19 protein-coding genes and 1 pseudogene are annotated in these 19,321 nt (G+C 73.5%); 15 read left to right on the top strand and 5 right to left on the bottom strand.

Translation table 11 applies throughout. The features are described from left to right. Window positions 1-265: 265 nt before the first annotated feature. Together SACE_RS28460 and SACE_RS28455 are read left to right on the top strand one after the other, a co-directional pair. Complete coding sequence (locus SACE_RS28460) at window positions 266-841, top strand: TetR/AcrR family transcriptional regulator (RefSeq protein ID WP_009943762.1); 576 nt, start codon at window positions 266-268, stop codon at window positions 839-841. A gap of 101 nt (window positions 842-942) precedes the next feature. Then, window positions 943-2,121: an MFS transporter gene (locus SACE_RS28455; RefSeq protein ID WP_009943763.1), complete on the top strand. Its 1,179-nt coding sequence runs from the start codon at window positions 943-945 to the stop codon at window positions 2,119-2,121. A 64-nt stretch (window positions 2,122-2,185) separates the two neighbouring features. Here the strand turns inward: SACE_RS28455 and SACE_RS28450 are convergent, their stop codons facing one another. After that, complete coding sequence (locus tag SACE_RS28450; RefSeq protein ID WP_011874891.1) at window positions 2,186-2,596, bottom strand: YjbQ family protein; 411 nt, start codon at window positions 2,594-2,596, stop codon at window positions 2,186-2,188. A gap of 92 nt (window positions 2,597-2,688) precedes the next feature. On the opposite strand from SACE_RS28450, the gene SACE_RS28445 reads away from it, so the two are divergent. Beyond that, window positions 2,689-3,711, top strand: a complete 1,023-nt coding sequence (locus SACE_RS28445; protein WP_009943766.1) for an aminotransferase class V-fold PLP-dependent enzyme — start codon at window positions 2,689-2,691, stop codon at window positions 3,709-3,711. A 94-nt stretch (window positions 3,712-3,805) separates the two neighbouring features. After that, window positions 3,806-5,227, top strand: a complete 1,422-nt coding sequence (locus SACE_RS35795; protein WP_011874890.1) for a hypothetical protein — start codon at window positions 3,806-3,808, stop codon at window positions 5,225-5,227. A gap of 28 nt (window positions 5,228-5,255) precedes the next feature. Here the strand turns inward: SACE_RS35795 and SACE_RS28435 are convergent, their stop codons facing one another. Further along, on the bottom strand, window positions 5,256-5,693 hold the full coding sequence (locus tag SACE_RS28435; RefSeq protein ID WP_231850105.1) for a ferritin-like domain-containing protein: 438 nt from the start codon (window positions 5,691-5,693) through the stop codon (window positions 5,256-5,258). Window positions 5,694-5,698: 5 nt separating this feature from the next. Continuing rightward, a complete protein-coding gene (locus SACE_RS28430) occupies window positions 5,699-6,190 on the bottom strand; it encodes a hypothetical protein (RefSeq protein ID WP_009943769.1) in 492 nt (163 codons plus the stop codon). A 376-nt stretch (window positions 6,191-6,566) separates the two neighbouring features. On the opposite strand from SACE_RS28430, the gene rimP reads away from it, so the two are divergent. The 7 genes from rimP (at window position 6,567) to SACE_RS28400 (ending at window position 13,868) form a co-directional block, all read left to right on the top strand. Beyond that, window positions 6,567-7,124 carry a ribosome maturation factor RimP gene (gene rimP, locus SACE_RS28425; protein ID WP_009943771.1) on the top strand — a complete coding sequence of 186 codons (558 nt, stop codon included), beginning with the start codon at window positions 6,567-6,569 and terminating at the stop codon, window positions 7,122-7,124. After that, window positions 7,121-8,179: a transcription termination factor NusA gene (nusA, locus tag SACE_RS28420; protein WP_009943772.1), complete on the top strand. Its 1,059-nt coding sequence runs from the start codon at window positions 7,121-7,123 to the stop codon at window positions 8,177-8,179. Before rimP ends, nusA begins: the two co-directional genes overlap by 4 nt. A 91-nt stretch (window positions 8,180-8,270) precedes the next feature. Beyond that, the gene (locus tag SACE_RS36990; protein WP_009943773.1) at window positions 8,271-8,630 is read left to right on the top strand and encodes a YlxR family protein; all 360 of its coding nucleotides are present in this window, start codon (window positions 8,271-8,273) and stop codon (window positions 8,628-8,630) included. Between the two features lie 91 nt (window positions 8,631-8,721). Next, complete coding sequence (gene infB, locus SACE_RS28415; RefSeq protein ID WP_011874889.1) at window positions 8,722-11,805, top strand: translation initiation factor IF-2; 3,084 nt, start codon at window positions 8,722-8,724, stop codon at window positions 11,803-11,805. Window positions 11,806-11,873: 68 nt separating this feature from the next. Further along, entirely contained in the window at window positions 11,874-12,170 is a 297-nt protein-coding gene (locus SACE_RS28410; protein ID WP_009950434.1) for a DUF503 domain-containing protein, read from the top strand. A gap of 48 nt (window positions 12,171-12,218) precedes the next feature. Beyond that, entirely contained in the window at window positions 12,219-12,719 is a 501-nt protein-coding gene (rbfA, locus tag SACE_RS28405; RefSeq protein ID WP_009950435.1) for a 30S ribosome-binding factor RbfA, read from the top strand. A gap of 126 nt (window positions 12,720-12,845) precedes the next feature. Further along, a complete protein-coding gene (locus SACE_RS28400; protein WP_009950436.1) occupies window positions 12,846-13,868 on the top strand; it encodes a DHH family phosphoesterase in 1,023 nt (340 codons plus the stop codon). Between the two features lie 95 nt (window positions 13,869-13,963). Here the strand turns inward: SACE_RS28400 and SACE_RS28395 are convergent, their stop codons facing one another. Then, complete coding sequence (locus SACE_RS28395) at window positions 13,964-14,491, bottom strand: CGNR zinc finger domain-containing protein (protein ID WP_009950437.1); 528 nt, start codon at window positions 14,489-14,491, stop codon at window positions 13,964-13,966. A 77-nt stretch (window positions 14,492-14,568) separates the two neighbouring features. Between SACE_RS28395 and SACE_RS28390 the strand changes: the two genes are divergently transcribed. Further along, window positions 14,569-15,894, top strand: coding sequence for an MATE family efflux transporter (locus SACE_RS28390; RefSeq protein ID WP_011874887.1), 1,326 nt, complete (start codon window positions 14,569-14,571; stop codon window positions 15,892-15,894). Between the two features lie 38 nt (window positions 15,895-15,932). Here SACE_RS28390 and def read toward each other — a convergent pair whose 3' ends face one another. Next, on the bottom strand, window positions 15,933-16,433 hold the full coding sequence (gene def, locus SACE_RS28385; RefSeq protein WP_009950440.1) for a peptide deformylase: 501 nt from the start codon (window positions 16,431-16,433) through the stop codon (window positions 15,933-15,935). Window positions 16,434-16,601: 168 nt separating this feature from the next. Between def and truB the strand changes: the two are divergent. The 3 genes and pseudogenes from truB to SACE_RS28370 all read left to right on the top strand — a co-directional run bounded on the left by truB (window position 16,602) and on the right by SACE_RS28370 (window position 19,252). After that, window positions 16,602-17,439 (top strand): annotated as a pseudogene (gene truB, locus SACE_RS39560) (tRNA pseudouridine(55) synthase TruB). Window positions 17,440-17,576: 137 nt separating this feature from the next. Continuing rightward, on the top strand, window positions 17,577-18,191 hold the full coding sequence (locus SACE_RS39555; protein WP_009950442.1) for a DUF4232 domain-containing protein: 615 nt from the start codon (window positions 17,577-17,579) through the stop codon (window positions 18,189-18,191). 80 nt (window positions 18,192-18,271) lie between these two features. After that, window positions 18,272-19,252: a bifunctional riboflavin kinase/FAD synthetase gene (locus SACE_RS28370; RefSeq protein WP_011874885.1), complete on the top strand. Its 981-nt coding sequence runs from the start codon at window positions 18,272-18,274 to the stop codon at window positions 19,250-19,252. Window positions 19,253-19,321 lie beyond the last annotated feature (69 nt).

Raw genomic sequence — 19,321 nt, 5'->3', positions numbered from 1 at the left:
CCGCGGTCGCGTCTGGAGGGCGCGAGCCGGCCGGCAGCGCGCTGGGTCTCAGCCCGGATGTGGTGCGTCGGAAACCCGGCATCCTGAGCCGTCAGAACGAGAAGCAGGCGAGTGCGGCGTTGCCGTTCCGGGCTGCGGTGTCGAAGAACGCGCGCAGTGTGTCGTAGTTCCCTTGGAGGTACTGCAGCTCCGCCTGGTCAGGAACCGGGCTGCCGACCCCACCTTTGTTGACTGATCTGTACAGAACTGTCTAAGATCGCTTCCCGTGGGCAGGCCGAGGAAGTTCGACGAGGGCGCCGCCGTCGATGCCGCGATGCGGGTGTTCTGGGTGAAGGGCTACGAGGCCACCTCGACCCAGGACCTCTGCGAGTGCACCGGCCTCGGCCGGGGCAGCCTCTACAACGCCTTCGGCAGCAAGCGCGCCCTCTACGAGGCCGCGCTGCGCCGCTACGCCGACCGCGAGTTCGCGCCGGTGCTGGAGATCCTGGAGAGGCCCGGCCCGGTCAAGGACCGGCTGCGCGAGCTGATGCTCTGGGTGATCGGCCTGGACGTCGCGGACCCGGCCCACCGGGGCTGCCTGACGATCAACGCCGCCGTGGACGCCGCCGGGCGCACCGACACCGTCGCCGAGTTCGCCCGGCGCGAGTTCGACCGGCTAGAAGGCATCCTCCGCGACCTGGTCGCCCTCGGGCAGCGCACGGGCGAGCTGTCGCCGGACCGCCCGGCCGAGCAGGTGGCGCGGTCGGTGCAGAGCACCTACTACGGCCTGCGCGTGCTGGGCAAGGTGCGCGCTCGGGACGAGTTGCTGGACGTCGTGGAAGGCACGCTCTCGAACCTCTGACGAGCCGGTCGCAGCCGACGGTTTCCGCATGCCGCAATTTTGTACAGATCAGTCAAGAAAGGTTGTCGAGATGAACCCCGAACCGAGGACGGAGCGCTGAGATGCCTCGTGCCGTGTACGTGCTGGCCATGGGCATCTTCGCCATGGTGACCAGCGAGTTCGTCGTGGCCGGCCTGATGCCGCAGGTGGCGGCCGGGCTGGCGGTCACCGTGCCGCAGGTCGGCTACCTCATCACCGCCTTCGCCGTGGCGATGGCGCTGGGCGGGCCGGTGCTGACCGCACTGGTGCTGCGGATGCGCCCGAAACCCGCCCTGATGGTGCTGTTCGCGGTGTTCCTCGCAGGCAACCTGATGGCCGCCACCGCATCCGGCTACGCCGTCATGATGATCGCCCGGGTCGTCACCGGAGTCGCGTCCGCGGCGTTCTTCGGCGTCGCGATCTCGCTGTGCGCCAGGCTCGCGCGACCGGAGGTGCGCGGACGCGCCGTCGCGGTGGCCATGAACGGGCTGATGCTGGGCACCCTGCTCGGGCTGCCGCTGTCGACCGTGGTCGGCGAGCGCCACGGCTGGCGGGCGGCCTTCTGGGCGATCACCGCGCTGGCGGTGCTCGCCGCGCTGTGCACCGCCGTCGGCGTGCCGAGGCTGGAGCAGGCCGACGAGGGCGGCGACTTCCGCGCCGAGCTCGGCGCTTTCACCAGGCCCCGGCTGTGGCTGGCGCTGTCGACGAGCACGCTCATCATCGGCGCCACCTTCTCGGCGTTCAGCTACCTCGCGCCGATCCTCACCGAGCTCAGCGGCTTCGCCACCGGGACCGTCCCGCTGCTGCTGATCGCTTACGGCGCCGCGACGGTCGTCGGCAACACCGCCGTCGGCAGGCTCGCCGACCGCCACGCGACCGCCGTCCTGCTGGCCGGGCTGGTGCTCAACCTCGGCTTCCTCACCGCGTTCGCGCTGCTGGCCCACCTCAGCGTCCCGGCCGTGGTGGCGATGCTCGGCATCGGCCTGGTCGGGGTGACCATGAACCCCGCGATGATCACGCGCGTCCAGCGCGCCGGGAACGCCCGGCCGCTGGTCAACACGGTGCACTCGTCGTTCATCACGCTCGGCGTGATCATCGGCTCGTGGGGCGGCGGCCTGGCCATCGACGGCTACGGCCTGCGCGCACCGCTGTGGCTCGGGGCGGCCCTGGCGGCGGTCGGAATCCTGACGGTGGTGCCGGAACTGCGCGTGTCCCGGCGGGCTCCGGTCGCCGTCGCGGAGGAAGCGCCGGTCTGCGCCTGAGAACCCGCGGCGGTGCGAGTCTGAGCCCACGCCGTCCGCGGCTGGGGCCCTGGCGGGCCAGCACCTAGCCGGGTAGGAAGCTCAGGCGGACGCGGCGGACGGGGTTGTCGACGTTGGTGTCCACCAGGCACACCGACTGCCAGGTGCCCAGCGCCAGCTCGCCCCCGAGCACCGGGATGGAGGCGTAAGGCGGGACCACGGCGGGCAGCACGTGGTCCCGCCCGTGCCCGGGCGAGCCGTGCTTGTGCCGCCACCGCCCGTCGGCGGGCAGCAGCTCGCGCAGTGCCATGAGCAGGTCGTCGTCGCTGCCGGCGCCCGTCTCGATGATCGCCAGCCCCGCGGTCGCGTGCGGCACCCAGACGTTGAGCAGCCCGTCACGCGCGCCTGCGGAAGCCAGGAAGCGCTCGCACTCGGCGTTGAGGTCGTAGACGACCTCCACCGAGCCGGTCCGGACCTCGATCTCCTCGCTGTGCATGCGCCCCACGGTAGGCGTCGCCGATCTACCGCGCCGCCGGCGCGGTGGCGGGAGGTCGACACAGGTGGGGCCGGACGGTGAGGATGCTCGGCATGCGACACGCGTTCGGCGCGGACTTCGACGTGCCTCCGGGCTACCTGAACACCGCGAGCATCGGCATCCCGACCGCGAAGGCCGCCGCCGCGGTCGGCGAGTCGGTCTCGCGGTGGGCGTCCGGGCTGGACCGGCCCGGCGACTTCGACAGCTCGGTCGCGGCCGCGCGCTCGGCCTTCGCCCGGCTGGTCGGCGTGCCGGTCGAGCGGGTCGCCGCGGGAGCGTCGGCGGCGCAGCTCATCGGCCTGGTCGCGGCCGGCCTGCCGGACGGGGCGCGGGTGCTGGTCGCCGAGGGCGAGTTCACCAGCGTGTCGTTCCCGTTCGCCGCCCACCACGACCGCGGGATCAGCGTGACCGAGGTCGAGCTGGCCGACATCCCCCGCCGCGCGCCGGAGTTCGACCTGGTCGCGGTCAGCGTCGTGCAGTCCGGCGACGGCCGGTTCGTCGATCTCGACGCGTTGCGCGACAACGCCGGACCGGCCCGCGTGCTGCTCGACGCGACCCAGGCGGCGGGGTGGACGCCGCTGAGCCTGGACTGGGCCGACTGGGTGGTCGTCGCCGCCTACAAGTGGCTGCTCGCCCCGCGCGGTGCGGCCTGGCTGGCCCTCGGCGCCGACTCGCCGGCCCTGCGGCCCGGCAACGCGAACTGGTACGCGGGGGAGGACCCGTGGAGCACCACCTACGGCCTGCCGTTGCGGCTGGCAGGCGACGCCCGGGCCCTGGACCTCTCGCCGACGTGGTTCTCGCAGGTGGGCGGGGCCGTGGCGATGGAGTGGCTGGCCGGGCTGGACCTCGCCGAGGTCTCCCGGCACTGCACCGGACTGGCCAACCGGCTGCGCGAGGGACTGGGCATGCCGCCTGGCGACTCGGCGATCGTCGCGGTCGACGCGCCGGACGCTGTGTCCAAGCTCACCGCGGCCGGGGTGGCCTGCTCGGCGCGGGCCGGTCGCGCGCGGCTGTCGTTCCACCTGTACAACACCGACCAGGACGTGGATCTGGCACTCAACGCGCTCCGGTGGTGACCGCCCGTCGTCGCCGCGCACGTCGTTTTCGAACTGATATCCACAACCGCTACGGTTGGTGCCCGTGCCGGACCCGAATGGTGCGCCCGAAGATATGACGGGCTCGCTCCCCAACACACAGCGCGAGACCGCGCCGCTGAAGCGCGACAACTCGCGGGTACGACCGGAGAACCGGAGCGAGCCGCCCGACCCGGAGGAAGCCGGGGAGGAGAAGACCCGGCCCGCGTTCCCGCAGCCGAGCGCGCAGCAGCCCGCGGCCTCGAGCGGACCGCACCAGGTGGGCCAGCAGCACCCCGCGGCCTCCAGCGGGCCGACTCAGGTCACGCCGCAGCCGGGGGCCTCGAGCGGGCCGCACCAGGTCGGCCAGCAGCACCCCGCGGCCTCCAGCGGACCGACTCAGGTCACGCCGCAGCTGGCGTCGTCGAGCGGGCCGCACCAGGTGGGGCAGCAGCACCCGGCCGCTTCCAGCGGGCCGACTCAGGTCACGCCGCAGCTGGCGTCGTCGAGCGGGCCGCACCAGGTGGGGCAGCAGCACCCGGCGGCCTCCAGCGGGCCGACTCAGGTCACGCCGCAGCCGGGGGCCTCGAGCGGGCCGCACCAGGTCGGCCAGCAGCACCCGGCGGCCTCCAGCGGACCGACTCACGTGACGCCGCAGCCGGGGGCTTCCAGCGGGCCGCACCACGTCGGCCAGGCGCATCCCGCCGCCTCCGGCGGCCCCGGCTACCAGCCCCAGCAGCCGCATCCGACGGCGCAGCAGCCGATGCCGCAGGCCCACCACGGCCAGTACCCGTCGAACCCGCCCCACCGCGGTCCGCAGCCGACCGCCAAGCAGCCCTATCCGGCGCAGCCCCAGCAGGCGGCTCCGGGGCACGCACCGGCCGCCGGGCCGGGCAACGCGCGTGCCGCCGAGACCCGCCGGCCGGCGGGCGGGGTCACGCCGATGGGCTGGCTGCTGCGCGCTGCCGGGTTGTGCGCGGTCGCCGTCATCTCCGGCCTGCTGTGGATCGCCCTCAAGCCCGGCTCGGAACCCGAGCCGCAGGCCCAGGACACCGCTCCGCGGACCAAGTACCAGTTCGCACCGGTGACCAAGGAGGACGCCTTCCAGGGCTGCAAGAGCATCTCCACCTCCCGGATCGCGCAGTTCTTCGCCCGGCAGGAGTGCGACCACCTGACGCGGGCGCTCTACACGACCACGCTTCCGGACGGGGACAAGGTGCTGACCTCGGTGGTCACCGTCCTGATGCCGACCCCGCAGAGCGCCACCGAGCTCGACGAGCTGACCACCAAGAACAACACCGGCAACATCAAGGACCTCGTCGAGGACGGCAGGCAGGCCGAGAAGAACTTCCCCGACCTCAACGACCACGCCTACGCCTCGCAGCGGCAGGACCGGCTGGTGGTGATCGGCGACTCGGCCTACATCGGCAAGAAGACCCCGGCCAAGGACCCGGCGCTGCTGGAGGTCACCAGGGACGCTCTCCAGCTCGGCAGGCCGCAGGACCAGGCACCGCAGTGAGCCGCTCGGCCCCGGCGCCCGCCGGTTGTCAGGGCTGACCTGGGAACTCGGGCGCCGCCGGCCGCTCGCCGATGGTCAGCCGCCACCGGGTCGCCCTGGTCGCCGCCGTGGTGAGCCCGTTCAGCGCGGTGCGCCGCAGGCCCGGGTCCTCGCTGTTCTCCAGCACCGAGCGCCAGCCGACCTGGCAGTCGTGCTCGACCTTGGCCAGCACCCGGATCGCCGAGGTCTGGTCGCTGAGCGACTGGCCCACGTCGTAGGCGGGCTGCGCGGCGGGCGGGGTCTGCCCGGAGTCCCGGACCAGCTTGTCGGCCTCGTCCCGCTGCGCCCGGTGGGCGGACATGGCCTCGTCCAGCGCGGAGCGGACCCTGGACTCGGAGACGAAGGCGCTGGCCAGCCCGTACACCCAGACCGCGGCGTGCTCGGCGCCCAGCGCGGACCGCAGCGCCCGCGCGGCCTCCTCGGTCATCTCGGTCACGACAACACCTCCAGCAGGCATGCGCAGCTGGCAGAGATCGACCCGGCCAGCCCCGCCCGGTACGGCGGCAGCGCGGGCACCATCCCGCCCAGCCGGTCCTTCGCCGAGCGCAGCGACTCGGCCAGCGCGGCAGTCGCCTGTTCGGCCGAGGCCGGAGCCCGCTGCGGCCCGGGGTCGGGCACCGACGGCGGCTTGTCCGGGTCCGGCGGGTTCATCCGGTCGATCTCCCGCTGGAGCGCCTGCGCGTGGGCCTTGCGGGCGGCGGCGACCTCCCCCGCCTGCTCCGCCAGGCCGGTGTGGGCGCGGGCGACCGCCTCGGCCAGCGCCGCGTCCTTCCTGGCCGCGGTCGCCGCGGCCAGCAGCGGATCGGGTTCCTCCGCGGTCGGCGTGCACGCCGTGGTCAGTGCCACCGCCGCGGGGGCGAGAGCGAACAGGCGCAGCGCGGACCGGCGCCCGAACGTGTCCCGGGCTCGCGAAGGGGATTCCACGCCGCACCATCCTGCCAGCGGTGATCTCGGCGCCGCGCGGTGCCTCGCGACGACCACCGGCGCGGCCGGATGTAGGGTTGCTTGGCTCGGACGCCGGATCTCGCGCACCGGCCCCGCGACCGCGGAGTCCGGGCGGTTCCGGCATCGCGCCAAAGCCATCCCCGTCCAGCCCGCGTCGGCGGGCGGGTGGTGCTGCGCGCCGCGCGCGGCTCGGCCACGCGGGACGCGATACGCTGGGCGGCCGCGACCGGCACGGGCAGCACTGGTCGCGGGTCGGCGTGCCGCCGCAGGCCGGCGTCGCAGACCGCGCGCACCAGCGCACCGCAACGCTGCGGGTCAGCCGAATGACCCTGTAACGACTTTGAGGAGTGCCAACGTGTCCAGCCCGCCGCGCGGTGAGGTCGCCGCGCGACTGGAGCCAGTCGTGGCCGAGGCCGTCTCGGCGGCCGGCTTCGACCTCGAGGAGCTCGACGTGCAGCAGGCCGGGCGCCGCCGGCTGGTCAAGGTCGTCGTCGACGCCGAAGAGGGCGTCGGCCTCGACGAGATCTCCGAGATCAGCCGCGCCGTGTCGAAGGTCCTCGACGCCCACGAGCACGTGCTCGCCGGCTCCTACACGCTCGAGGTGACCTCGCCGGGGGTCGACCGGCCGCTCACCAGGCCGCGGCACTGGCGGCGGGCCCGCTACCGGCTGGTCCGGGTGCGGCTGGCCGACGGCTCCGATTTGGTGGTCCGGGTCGGCGAAGCCGATGATGAGGGCGTGGTCGTGCTGGCAGATGGCGAGATCCGCACGCTGGCCTACCGCGACGTCGAGCGCGCAGTGGTCGAGGTGGAATTCCAGCAGCCACCGGCGGAGGATCTGGTCAGGCTGGAGCGGGCTGCGGACGGCGCCCCCGAGCGCGGGGGCGACCGGGGAGACACGGAGGAGTCGAGGTGAACGTCGACATCGCGGCGCTGCGGGCGATCGAGAGCGACAAGGGCATCCCGTTCGAGACGGTCCTGGAAGCCATCGAGTCAGCGCTGCTCACCGCATACCGCCACACCGAGGGGCACCAGCCCCACGCCAGGGTGGAGGTGGACCGCAAGACCGGTGTCGTGCGGGTCATCGCCCACACCCTCGGCGCCGACGGCACCGTGGCCGAGGAGTGGGACGACACCCCGGAGGGCTTCGGCCGGATCGCGGCGACCACCGCGCGCCAGGTCATCCTCCAGCGGCTGCGCGACGCCGAGCACGAGCGCACCTTCGGCGAGTTCTCCACCAAGGAGGGCGAGATCCTCGGCGGCGTCATCCAGCGCGACGCCAAGGCCAACTCGCGGGGCATGGTGATCGTGCAGGTCGGCGACAGCGAGGGCGTCATCCCCGCCGCCGAGCAGGTGCCGGGGGAGCGCTACGAGCACGGCATGCGCATAAAGTGCTACGTCGTCGGCGTCTCGCGCAGCGCCCGGGGCCCGCAGATCACGCTCTCGCGGACCCACCCGAACCTGGTGCGCAGGCTGTTCGCGCTGGAGGTGCCCGAGATCGCCGACGGCACCGTGGAGATCCCGGCGGTCGCCCGCGAGGCCGGGCACCGGTCCAAGATCGCGGTCCGCTCCACCGTCGGCGGCGTCAACGCCAAGGGCGCGTGCATCGGCCCGATGGGCGCGCGCGTGCGCAACGTGATGAGCGAGCTCGGCGGCGAGAAGATCGACATCATCGACTACTCCGACGACCCGGCCACGTTCGTGGGCAACGCGCTCTCGCCCGCCAAGGTGGTCTCGGTCGAGGTCGTCGACGAGCGGGCCAAGACCGCCCGCGTGGTCGTGCCCGACTTCCAGCTCTCGCTCGCCATCGGCAAGGAGGGCCAGAACGCCCGGCTGGCGGCCCGGCTGACCGGCTGGCGGATCGACATCCGCAGCGACGCCGACCCCAGCTCTCCCGCCACCTCGGCGGGCCAGGCACCCGGGCTCGACCCCGCGGTGGGCGGCCTGCCGACCGTGGGTTCGGCCGAGTGAGGGCGGCGGGTTAGAATCACAGTTGGCTCGACGCGAGGGAGCGGCAATCCGCGCAAGCAACACCACTGACCAGGGCTCAGGCCTCGGTCCGGTGCGAACGTGTGTGGGATGTCGGGTCCGGACGTCGGCCACCGAGCTGCTGAGAGTGGTCGCCGAGGGTGGTCGCGCGGGTTCCGCCGCCGTCCCGGACCCACGGCGGAGGCTTCCGGGCCGGGGAGCGTGGCTGCACCCCGACGCCGCATGCCTTCGCCAGGCCGAGCGGCGTCGGGCGTTCCCACGCGCACTGCGCGTAACGGGTCCACTCGACATTTCGGCCCTGCAGGAATATCTCGAGCGCCCGGAGCGGTTGAACCGGTCCGGCCCGCTGGGGAGCCACCAGGTGGCTCGTGGCCAGACCGACGCGGGAACCTCCCGCGCCAGGCATCGTAGGAAGCAGGTCGACCCGTCATGAATCAGCCGTGAAGCTGAAGCCATGAACGCGCATCGGCGATAGGACGAGGTCGAGCGGGACTGCCGCCCGGCCTCACCAGATGAGGAGAGCAGTGGCAGGCAAGGCCCGCGTACACGAGCTCGCCAAAGAGCTCGGCGTGACAAGCAAGGAAGTTCTCAACAAGCTCGCCGAACAGGGCGAGTACGTCAAGTCCGCGTCCTCCACGGTGGAGGCGCCGGTGGCGCGCAGGCTCCGGGACGCGTTCCCGAAGTCCGGCGGCAAGAAGGGCGGCGGCGACTCCAACGGCCGCGCCGGTGGCGCCAAGCCCGCGCCGCCCCGCCCGCCGGAGTCCTCCGGCCGCACCGAGGCGCAGGCGCCCAAGCCCGGCCCGAAGCCGGGTCCGCGCACGGAGACGCCGTCGGGCGAGCGCCCGAAGCCCGGTCCCAAGCCGGGACCGAAGCCGGGTCCCAAGGCGCCCGCGCCCGAGACCAAGCCGTTCGAGGAGGCTCCGGCCCCGGCGGCCAAGGCCGACGCGCCCGCGCAGCCTCGTTCGGAGCAGCCTCGTTCGGAGCAGCCGCGCTCCGAGCAGCCGCGCTCCGAGCAGCCGCGCTCCGAGCGGTCCGGTCCCAAGCCCGGCGGTCCCAAGCCCGGCCCGAAGCCGGGTCCCAAGCCCGGCCCCCGCGGTGGTGGCGACGCCGACGCCGGTGTCGTGCCGCCCAAGCCGCAGTCGCCCAAGCCCGGCCCGCGCTCGCCGCGCGTCGGCAACAACCCGTTCGGCGTCGGCAGCGGCGCCCCGGCGCAGCGTCCGCCGCGCCCGGGTCCCGGCGGCGGCCAGCGCCAGGGCGGTCAGGGTCCCGGCCGCGGCGGCCCGCAGGGCGGGCGTCCCGACCGGCAGGGCGGCGGCGGCCAGGGTGCCGGCACCGCTCCGGCCGGCGGCGACCGCGCCCCGCGCGGTGAAGGCGGCGGAGGCGGCAACAGGCCGAACCCGGGCATGATGCCCCCGCGCCCGAACCCGGGCATGATGCCGTCGCGTCCGGCCCGCTCCGGTGGCGGACCCGGCGGTGGCCGCGGCGGCGGTCGCGGTGGTCCCGGCGGTGGCGGCGGTGGCCGTCCCGGCGGCGGTGGCGGCGGCGGTCGTCCCGGTGGCGGTGGCGGCGGCTTCCGCGGTGGCGGCGGCCCCGGTGCCGGTGCCGGTACCGGTGCTCCCGCGGGCGGCGGTTTCCGCGGTCGTCCCGGCGGCGGTGGCCGTCCGGGCGGTCCCGGTGGCCGCGGCGGCGCGGCAGGTGCTTTCGGCCGTCCGGGTGGTCCGGCGCGTCGTGGCCGCAAGTCCAAGCGGCAGAAGCGCCAGGAGTACATGGACAACATGCAGGCGCCGTCGGTCGGCGGCGTCCGGCTGCCGCGCGGCAACGGCGAGTCGGTTCGCCTGCGCCGCGGTGCCTCGCTGACCGACTTCGCCGAGAAGATCAACGCCAACCCGGCCTCGCTGGTGCAGGCGATGTTCCACCTCGGCGAGATGGTCACCGCGACCCAGTCCGTCTCCGACGAGATCCTCGAGCTGCTCGGCAGCGAGATGAACTACAAGGTCGAGATGGTCAGCCCGGAGGACGAGGACCGGGAGCTGCTGGAGTCGTTCGACATCAGCTTCGGCGACCCGGGTTCCTCCGACGAGGAGCTCATGTCGCGGCCGCCGGTGGTGACCGTCATGGGTCACGTCGACCACGGCAAGACGCGCCTGCTGGACACCATCCGCAAGGCCAACGTCCAGGCGGGCGAGGCCGGCGGCATCACCCAGCACATCGGTGCCTACCAGGTCATCACCGAGCTGGAGGGCAACGAGCGGCCGATCACCTTCATCGACACCCCTGGTCACGAGGCGTTCACCGCCATGCGTGCCCGTGGTGCGAAGTCGACCGACATCGCGGTGCTGGTCGTGGCCGCCGACGACGGCGTCATGCCGCAGACGGTGGAGGCGCTCAACCACGCCCAGGCCGCCGGGGTGCCGATCGTGGTCGCGGTCAACAAGATCGACGTCGAGGGCGCGAACCCGGCCAAGGTCCGCCAGCAGCTGACCGAGTACAACCTGGTCGCCGAGGAGTACGGCGGCGAGACGATGTTCGTCGACATCTCGGCGCGGCAGGGCACCAACATCGAGTCCCTGCTGGAGGCGATCCTGCTCACCGCGGACGCCACCCTGGACCTGCGGGCCAACCCGAGCATGGAGGCCCAGGGCGTCGCGATCGAGGCGCACCTCGACCGCGGCCGCGGTCCGGTGGCGACCGTGCTGGTGCAGCGCGGCACGCTGCGGGTCGGCGACTCGGTGGTCGCGGGCAACGCCTTCGGGCGCGTCCGCCGGATGATCAACGAGCACGACGAGGACGTCACCGAGGCGCTGCCGTCCCGTCCGGTCCAGGTCATCGGCTTCACGTCGGTGCCCGGTGCCGGTGACACCTTCCTGGTGGTCGACGAGGACCGGGTCGCCCGGCAGATCGCCGACCGGCGGGGTGCCCGCATCCGCGAGGCCCAGAACGCGGCCAAGCGCAAGCGGGTCAGCCTCGAGGACCTGGACAAGGTGCTCAAGGAGACCAACCAGCTCAACCTGATCATCAAGGGTGACAACTCGGGTACCGTCGAGGCGCTCGAGGAGTCCCTGACCAAGATCGAGGTCGGTGAAGAGGTCGAGCTGCGGGTCATCCACCGCGGCGTCGGCGGCATCAACGAGAGCGACATCAACCTCGCCACCGCCGAGAACACCATCGTCCTGGGCTTCAACGTCCGGGCCGAGGGCAAGGCGGCCGAGGTGGCCAACCGCGAGGGCGTGGAGATCCGGTACTACTCGGTCATCTACCGCGCGATCGAGGACATCGAGCAGGCCCTCAAGGGCATGCTCAAGCCCGAGTACGAGGAGGTCGAGCTCGGCCGGGCGGAGGTCCGCGAGGTCTTCAAGTCCTCCAAGGTCGGCACCATCGCGGGTTGCATGGTCACCGACGGCATCATGCGGCGCAACGCCAAGGCGCGTCTGCTGCGGGACAACGTCGTTATCTCCGAGAACCTCACGGTCACGTCGCTGAAGCGGTTCAAGGACGACGCGACCGAGGTCCGCGACGGTTTCGAGTGCGGTCTGACCCTGTCGTACAGCGACATCAAGGTCGACGACATCATCGAGACCTACGAGATGCGCGAGAAGCCCCGCGCCTGAGTGGGAGCCCCGGGGGCCGCGGTCGCGGCCCCCGGGGTCACTCGATCCCCACAGCGAGGAAAACGCCCATGTACGTCGCTGTCCTGGAGCTGGACGTGTTGCTCGGTGACGTCCGCTCCCTGAAGCAGAAGCGCTCCGTCGTGCGGCCCGTGGTGGCCGAGCTGCGACGCCGCTTCGAGGTCGCGGTCGCCGAGGCGGGTGACCAGAACCTGCATCGCCGGGCTCTCATCGGGGTGGCCACGGTGTCCAGCGATGCCGCGCACGCGCGCGAGGTGCTGGACGCCTGCGAGCGCACGGTCGCCGGGCGCCCCGAGCTCGAGCTCCTCTCGGCCCGCCACCGCATGGTCGGGCCGCAGGACGACTGACCCGGAGCTTCTCCCCCCGAGGCTCCGATTCCCCGAAGGAGGTGCGCCGTGGCCGACACGGCACGCGCCCGCAGACTCGCCAAACGCATCGCCCAGATCGTGGCATCGGGGCTGGAGTACGAGGTCAAGGACCCGAGACTGGCGATGGTGACGATCACCGACGCCCGGGTGACCCCGGACCTGCGGGACGCCACTGTCTACTACACCGTGTTCGGCGACGACGCCGACCACGCCTCGACGGCCGCCGCGCTGGCCAGCGCCACCGGTGTGCTGCGGTCGAGGGTCGGGCAGCAGACCGGGGTGCGCTTCACCCCGACCCTGACCTTCGTCGCCGACACCGTGCCCGACGACGCGCGGCGCCTCGACGAGCTGCTTGCGCAGGCCCGCGAGGCCGACGCCGAGGTCGCGCGGCTGGCCTCGACCGCCGAGCACGCCGGCGACGCCGACCCGTACCGCGTCGACACCGAAGATGACGACGACGACACCGACGGTGCCGACGCCGAGGCCCGAAGCGACGCCGACGTGCGGCGTGGGCCACAGAGTGGTTGAGTCCGGACGCGGCATCGGGTGCGTTGGGTCGCGACGTCCCCGAACGGGCGTCGCGGCCATCCGCGTGCGGCGGGCGCGCGGCGCCCGCACGAGCCGGGCCGGCGCGCCCGGCATGGAGGTGAACCGGTGAGCGGCCACAGCCCTACCGCGCCGAGCGAGAGCGCGTCGGCGGTGTCAGACGCCGCCAGGCTGCTGTCCGAGGCTACGGACGTGACGCTGTTCGCCCACGTCAACCCGGACGCCGACGCGCTGGGCAGCGCGCTCGCGCTGGGCCGGGCGCTGCGGCGGCGGGGCGCCTCGGTGCGCGTGTCGTTCGGCTGGCCTGGCGAGCCGCCGGTGTCGCTGCGCAGTCTCGACGCCGACGGGCTCGTGGTTCCCGCCACGGAGGTGCCGGAGGTGCCGCCGACGCTGGTCGTGTGCGACACCGGCAGCCTGCAACGGCTCGGACCGCTGTCGGACCGGGTGGGCGCGACGATCGCCGCGGGCGGTGACGTGCTGGTCATCGACCACCACGTGGCCAACACCCGCTACGGCACCCATCACCTGATCGACGAGCGGGCCGAGGCGACGGTGCTGATCGTGCTGCGGCTGCTGGACGAGATGGGCGTGGAGCTCGACCTGCCGACCGCGCGCTGCCTCTACGCCGGCCTGGTCACCGACACCCGTTCGTTCCGGCACGCCAGTGCCGCGACCCACCGCATGGCGGCCCGGCTGCTGGAGGCGGGCGTGGACCCGGAGGCCACCACCCGGCCGCTGCTCGACACCCATCCGTTCCGCTGGATGGGCATGCTCTCCGGCGTGCTCGGCGCGGCCCAGCTGGAGCCGTCGGCCGCTCGCGGGCTCGGGCTGGTGCACACCACGGTGCGGCTGGCGGACTCCGACGGGCTGGGCAGCGAGGAGATCGACAGCGTCATCGACGTCGTGCGGACCACCAGCGAGGCCGAGGTTGCGGCCGTGCTGAAGGAGACCGCGCCCGGGCGCTGGTCGGTGTCGTTGCGGGCGGACAGCAGGGTCGACGTCGGCCGCGCGGCGACGGCGTGCGGGGGCGGCGGTCACCGCCTGGCTTCCGGCTTCACCGCCGACGGCGAGGCCGGGGACGTCCTGGCCGCCCTGCGCAAGGCCCTCGACGAGGCCCCGCTGCTCGGCTGACCGACGCCGTCCGCCCGTGCGCCTCCCGAGTGTTGTGCGCCTGCCCGACTCGGGAGTCTTCCGGGCCGCCGCAGCGACCCGGAAGACCACCGCTGCTAGGTGCGCTGGCGGGCGCGGAAGGCGGCGACGTGCACGCGGTTGGCGCAGCGCGCGGAGCAGAAGCGCTTGGCCTGGTTCGTCGAGGTGTCCAGGAAGTACGTGCCGCAGCCGGACGCTCCGCAGCGGCCCCAGCGCCGGGTGCCGTGGTCGACGACGCCCTGGGCTAGCCCCCACGCCGCCGCCGCGGCGACCTCGGTCGCCGGGGGAGCGTCGGGCCCCGCCACGTGCACGTGCCAGTTGGGCACGTCGTGCTCACCGCCGTGGCCAGACAGCCGCGGCCTTGGCGGATGTGCCTCGAGCAGCCGGTTCGTCTCGGCGAGCACCGCGTCGGGGTCGCCGGCGACCATCGCGTCCAGCGCGCGGCGGATGCCGGCGGCGACCTCGCGCAGCACGTCCAGGTCGTGTTCGTGCAGGCGGTCGGCCCACCACGGCTCGTCGTGCAGGGCCGCCCGCAGGTCGTCGAGGCTGGAGAGGTCGGCGTTGGCGAGCCGGAGCGCGATGGCGGTGTAATCAGCGTTGTCCACAGGCGCTCCTTACCGGTACCCTGCACGAGGACAGTGTCAGGGGCGAAACAGCCATTCGTAGCTTACAGGGAGACAGCGTGTCCGATCGCGGGGAACGGGTGCCGTTGCGGCGCTTGCTGGCACTCGCCGTCCCAGCGCTCGGCGTGCTGGCCGCCGAGCCGCTGTACGTGCTGGTCGACACGGCGGTGATCGGCCACCTCGGTGCCGTCCCGCTGGCCGGGCTGGCGCTCGGCGGCACGCTGTTCACGCTGGTCTCCAGCCAGCTGACCTTCCTCTCCTACGGCACGACCGCGCGCACCGCGCGCCTGCACGGCGCGGGCCGCAGGCAGGACGCCGTGACCGAGGGCGTACAGGCGACCTGGCTCGCGGTGGGCATCGGCGTGGCGCTCCTGCTGCTCGCGCAACTGTTCGCGGTGCCCGTCGCGGAGTTGCTGGCCGGGCCGGGCGAGATCGCCGACGCCGCCGCGCGGTGGCTGCGCATCGCGCTGCTCGGTGCGCCGATGGTGCTGATCACCATGGCGGGCAACGGCTGGATGCGCGGTGTGCAGGACACCGCGCGACCGCTGCGGATCGTGCTGGTCGGCAACGGGATCTCCGCCGTCCTGTGCCCGCTGATGGTGTACCCGCTGGGGTGGGGGCTGGAGGGCTCGGCCGTCGCGAACCTCGTGGGCCAGAGCGTCGCCGCCGCGCTGTTCGTGCGCGCCCTGGTGGTCGAGCGGGTGGAGCTGCGCCCGCACCTGCCCACGATGCGCGCCCAGCTCGGCATGGGCCGCGACCTCGTGCTGCGCACTGCCGCCTTCCAGGTGTGCTTCCTGTCGGCGACCTCGGTCGCGGCGCGGACCGGTGCCGAGAGCGCGGCCGCCCACCAGGTGGTGTGGCAGCTGTGGATGTTCCTGTCGCTGGTGCTGGACTCGCTGGCGATCGCCGCGCAGTCGCTGGTCGGGGCCGCGCTCGGCGCGGGCTCGAAGGCCAGGGCCGAGGGCATCGCCCGGCAGGTGAGCTGGTACGGCCTGGGCTTCGGCGTGGTGCTCGGCGTGGTGTTCGCCGCCCTGTCCGGGATCCTGCCCGCGTTGTTCACCAGCGACGAAGCGGTGCTGGCCACGGTCGGGCACGCGTGGTGGTTCTTCGTGGCGTTGCAGCCGGTCGCGGGTGTCGTCTTCGCGCTGGACGGCGTGTTCCTCGGGGCGGGCGACGCCGCGTACCTGCGGACCGCGACGATGCTGAGCGCCGCTGTCGGCTACCTGCCGATGATCTGGCTGGCGCTGGCCTTCGACTGGGGCCTGGCCGGCATCTGGACCGGGCTGAGCCTGTTCATGCTGCTGCGGCTGGTCACGCTGCTGCTCCGGGCCCGTTCCGGCCGCTGGGCGGTCACCGGTACCGCGCCGGTCGGTGCCTCGGCGTAGCACTCGCGCGCCCGCGTCGACAGCCCGGGCGCGGGACCTCAGCGCTGCCAGAACCAGTCGGTCTCCCGGATCCGGCGCAGCGCGTCGCGCCGCCGGTCCGGGGCGAGGCGCTGGACGTAGATCATCCCGTCGAGGTGGTCGGTCTCGTGCTGGAGGCAGCGCGCCATCAGGCCGCTGCCGGAGACCGTGACCGGCTCGTTGTCGGCGTCGACCCCGCGGACCACGGCGTGCCGCGCCCGGGGGGTGTCGAACCACAGCTCCGGAACCGACAGGCAGCCCTCGGGGCCCTCCTGCTGCTCCTCCGACAGCTCCACGACCTCCGGGTTGACCACGTAGCCGATCTCGCCGTCGACGTTGTAGCTGAACGCGCGGATGCCCACGCCGATCTGCGGGGCGGCCAGCCCGGCGTGGCCGGGCGCGTCGACGGTGTCGAGCAGGTCGGCCACGACCGAGCGCAGCCGGTCGTCGAACACCGTGACCGGCTCGGCGGGGGTGCGCAGCACCGGGTCGCCGAACCGCCGGATCTCCCGGAACGCCACCGCGCCACCTCCCGCGCCACCTGCCGTCGAACCGGCGTTCACCTTATCGGCGGCCGGATGCGTGGGGCGGTGACGGGTCGGGGATGATGGGCGGCCGTGTCTGAGCGTTCCCGTCGGAATCGTCCGCCCGTCCCGCCCGGCCTCCTCGTGGTCGACAAGCCCGCGGGGATGACCTCCCACGACGTCGTCGCCCGCGTGCGGCGGATCATGGGCACCCGCAAGGTCGGCCACGCCGGGACGCTGGACCCGATGGCGACCGGGGTGCTCGTGCTGGGGCTGGAACGCGCGACGAAGCTGCTGGGCCACCTGGCCATGGACACCAAGGCGTACCTGGCCACCATCCGCCTCGGCGCGGCGACGACCACCGACGACGCCGAGGGCGAGGTGCTGTCGGAGGCCGACGCGTCCGAGGTCGCCGAGGACGCGGTCCGCGCCGGTGTCGCGGAGCTGACCGGCGAGCTCCAGCAGGTCCCCAGCTCGGTCAGCGCTGTCAAGGTCAACGGCCGCCGCGCGTACGAGATCGCGCGGTCCGGGGAGCAGGTCGAGCTCGCGGCGCGCCCGGTCACGGTGTCGCGCTTCGACGTGCTCGCGCTGCGCCGGGCCGAGGCGGCGACCGAGCTGGACGTGCTCGTCGAGTGCTCGTCGGGCACCTACGTGCGCGCCCTCGCACGCGACCTGGGCGCCGGTCTCGGCGTCGGCGGCCACCTCGCCGCGCTGCGGCGCACCAGGGTCGGCCCGTTCGGGCTGGCCACCGCGCGCACCCTCGACGCGCTGGAGGAGGAGCCGGGGCTGTCCATGGACCTGGACCGCGCGGTGGAGGCCGCGTTCCGGCGGACCGATGTGGACACCGCCGCGGCGCGGGCGCTCGCGCACGGGCAGGCGGTCCCGGCGGCCGGGCTGAAGGGCACCTACGGCGTGTTCGACCCGGACGGCCGGGCGATCGCCCTGGTGCGCGACCAGGGTCCCAGGGGCCAAACCGGTGCTGGTGCTCGCTCCGGCGGGCTGACCCGGGCGGCCCTCCGCCGACGGCGCGCGAGGCTTTCCTGCGGCCGAACGGGTGTGACTGAGTTCACCCCACCGGAACCCCTTCGCTCCCGGAACGTCCAGAGATCAGTTCTGCAGTGGACGTTCGAGGAGTTCTTCATGCGCAAGCGGATCGTGGGCACGGCGGTTGCGGTGGCGGCGGGCCTGGCGCTCAGCGGATGCGCGGCGGGCGGTGCGGGGCCGGACGCCTCCGGCCAGGTGATCGAGGACCAGCAGCCGGTCCGGAACCAGCAGGTCGCCGCGGAGTCGGCCGGCATGCCGGCCGGCGACGACTTGCGCCCCTGTCTCGCCGGTGATCTGGAAGCCACGTTCAACAGCCACGAGCAGCCGGGCGAGTTCGCCGGCTCCGGGAGCGTCGGCGTGACCAAGACCAGCCAGAACATGACCCCGTGCGTGCTGGACGGCCGCGCGGCCGTCGAGTTGATGCGCGGTTCGGAGGGCGGTGACCGGCTGCCGGTCGTCGTCGAGCAGGTCCCCGACGACGGGCACGGCGTGGTCCGGCCGATGGTGCTGGACGCGGTCGGCGACCTGGCCACCTTCCGCATGTCGTGGACCTCGACGCCCGGTTGCGACACGCCCGGCGCGGTGTCGGTCACGCCGCCGGCGGGCGGGGACGCCGTCGAGATCCCCGTCAACCGCGGCGAGGACTCGAAGATGAACGTGTGCGAGGGCGCGGTCCTCAGGGCCGTCCCCTTCGGCGACTACACGTCTTGAGGCGCCGGGAACGCCGTGCCGCCGGTACTCACCCGGTGGCATGGCAACCGACCGGAGTGGCGGCAGTAGGCTTGCGGGCCGTGCAGCGATGGCGCGGTTTGGAGCAGCTTCCCGGCGGCTGGGGTCGGTGCGTGGTCACCATCGGGGTCTTCGATGGGATACATCGCGGCCACCAGCAGCTCATCACCCACGCGGTCCAGCGCGCCCGACGGCGCGGTCTGCCGTGCGTGCTGATGACCTTCGACCCGCACCCGGCGGAGGTCGTGCGCCCGGGCAGCCACCCGGCCCAGCTCACCACCCTGCGCAGGCGCGCCGAACTCGCCGAGCAGCTCGGGGTCGACGTCTTCTGCGTGCTGCCGTTCACTCAGGAGGTCTCCCGGATCCCGGCCGACCAGTTCGTGCACGAGGTGCTCGTCGAGCGCCTGCACGCGGCGGTGGTCGTGGTCGGCGAGAACTTCCGCTTCGGGCACAAGGCGGCCGGCGACATCACCGCGCTGGAGCAGCTCGGCGAGCGGTTCGGCTTCGAGGTGGAGACCGACGCCCTGCTGACCGGCCCCGCCGAGCGCGACGGTGACGACGGCTCGGTGACCTTCTCCTCCACCTACATCCGCTCGTGCATCGACGCCGGTGACGTCGTCGCCGCCGCGTCCGCTCTCGGCAGGTACCACCGCCTGGAGGGCATCGTCGTGCGCGGCGCGGGACGCGGCGGCAAGGAACTCGGCTTCCCCACGGCGAACCTGAACACGCCCGCTTACGCCGCGATCCCCGCCGACGGCATCTACGCCTGCTGGTTCACCCACCGGCTCCGCGGCGCAGCCGAGCCGGGGCCCGCGCTGCCCGCGGCGGTGTCGGTGGGCAGCAACCCGACCTTCTCCGGCACCGAGCGCACCGTCGAGGCGTTCGTGCTCGACATCGACGCCGACTTCTACGGCGAGCAGGTCGACCTGGACTTCGTGCGGCGGCTGCGCGGCCAGGTGCGGTTCGACTCGGCGGACGCGCTGATCGAGCAGATGCACCGCGACGTCGACGAGGTACGCGAGATCCTGCGGGCGGACGTGTGACGGAGCCGACTCGGATGACCCGTTCGGAGCAGCCTGCTGAGCGCAACGGCGGGGCCGCACGCGAAGCGT

This window comes from Saccharopolyspora erythraea NRRL 2338, from assembly GCF_000062885.1.
Classification (GTDB): Bacteria; Actinomycetota; Actinomycetes; order Mycobacteriales; family Pseudonocardiaceae; genus Saccharopolyspora_D; species Saccharopolyspora_D erythraea.
Note: the sequence above shows the minus strand (reverse complement) of the source record. Positions and strands in the feature narration are given on the sequence as shown.

What these genes read in the sequence shown, in the direction of transcription:
- SACE_RS28435 (WP_231850105.1), bottom strand. Translation starts at nt 5,693, where the DNA reads ATGACCGAGGAGGCCGCGCGGGCGCTGCGGTCCGCGCTGGGCGCCGAG.
- SACE_RS28445 (WP_009943766.1), top strand. Translation starts at nt 2,689, where the DNA reads ATGCGACACGCGTTCGGCGCGGACTTCGACGTGCCTCCGGGCTACCTG.
- SACE_RS28450 (WP_011874891.1), bottom strand. Translation starts at nt 2,596, where the DNA reads ATGCACAGCGAGGAGATCGAGGTCCGGACCGGCTCGGTGGAGGTCGTC.
- SACE_RS39555 (WP_009950442.1), top strand. Translation starts at nt 17,577, where the DNA reads ATGCGCAAGCGGATCGTGGGCACGGCGGTTGCGGTGGCGGCGGGCCTG.
- SACE_RS35795 (WP_011874890.1), top strand. Translation starts at nt 3,806, where the DNA reads ATGACGGGCTCGCTCCCCAACACACAGCGCGAGACCGCGCCGCTGAAG.
- SACE_RS28410 (WP_009950434.1), top strand. Translation starts at nt 11,874, where the DNA reads ATGTACGTCGCTGTCCTGGAGCTGGACGTGTTGCTCGGTGACGTCCGC.
- SACE_RS28455 (WP_009943763.1), top strand. Translation starts at nt 943, where the DNA reads ATGCCTCGTGCCGTGTACGTGCTGGCCATGGGCATCTTCGCCATGGTG.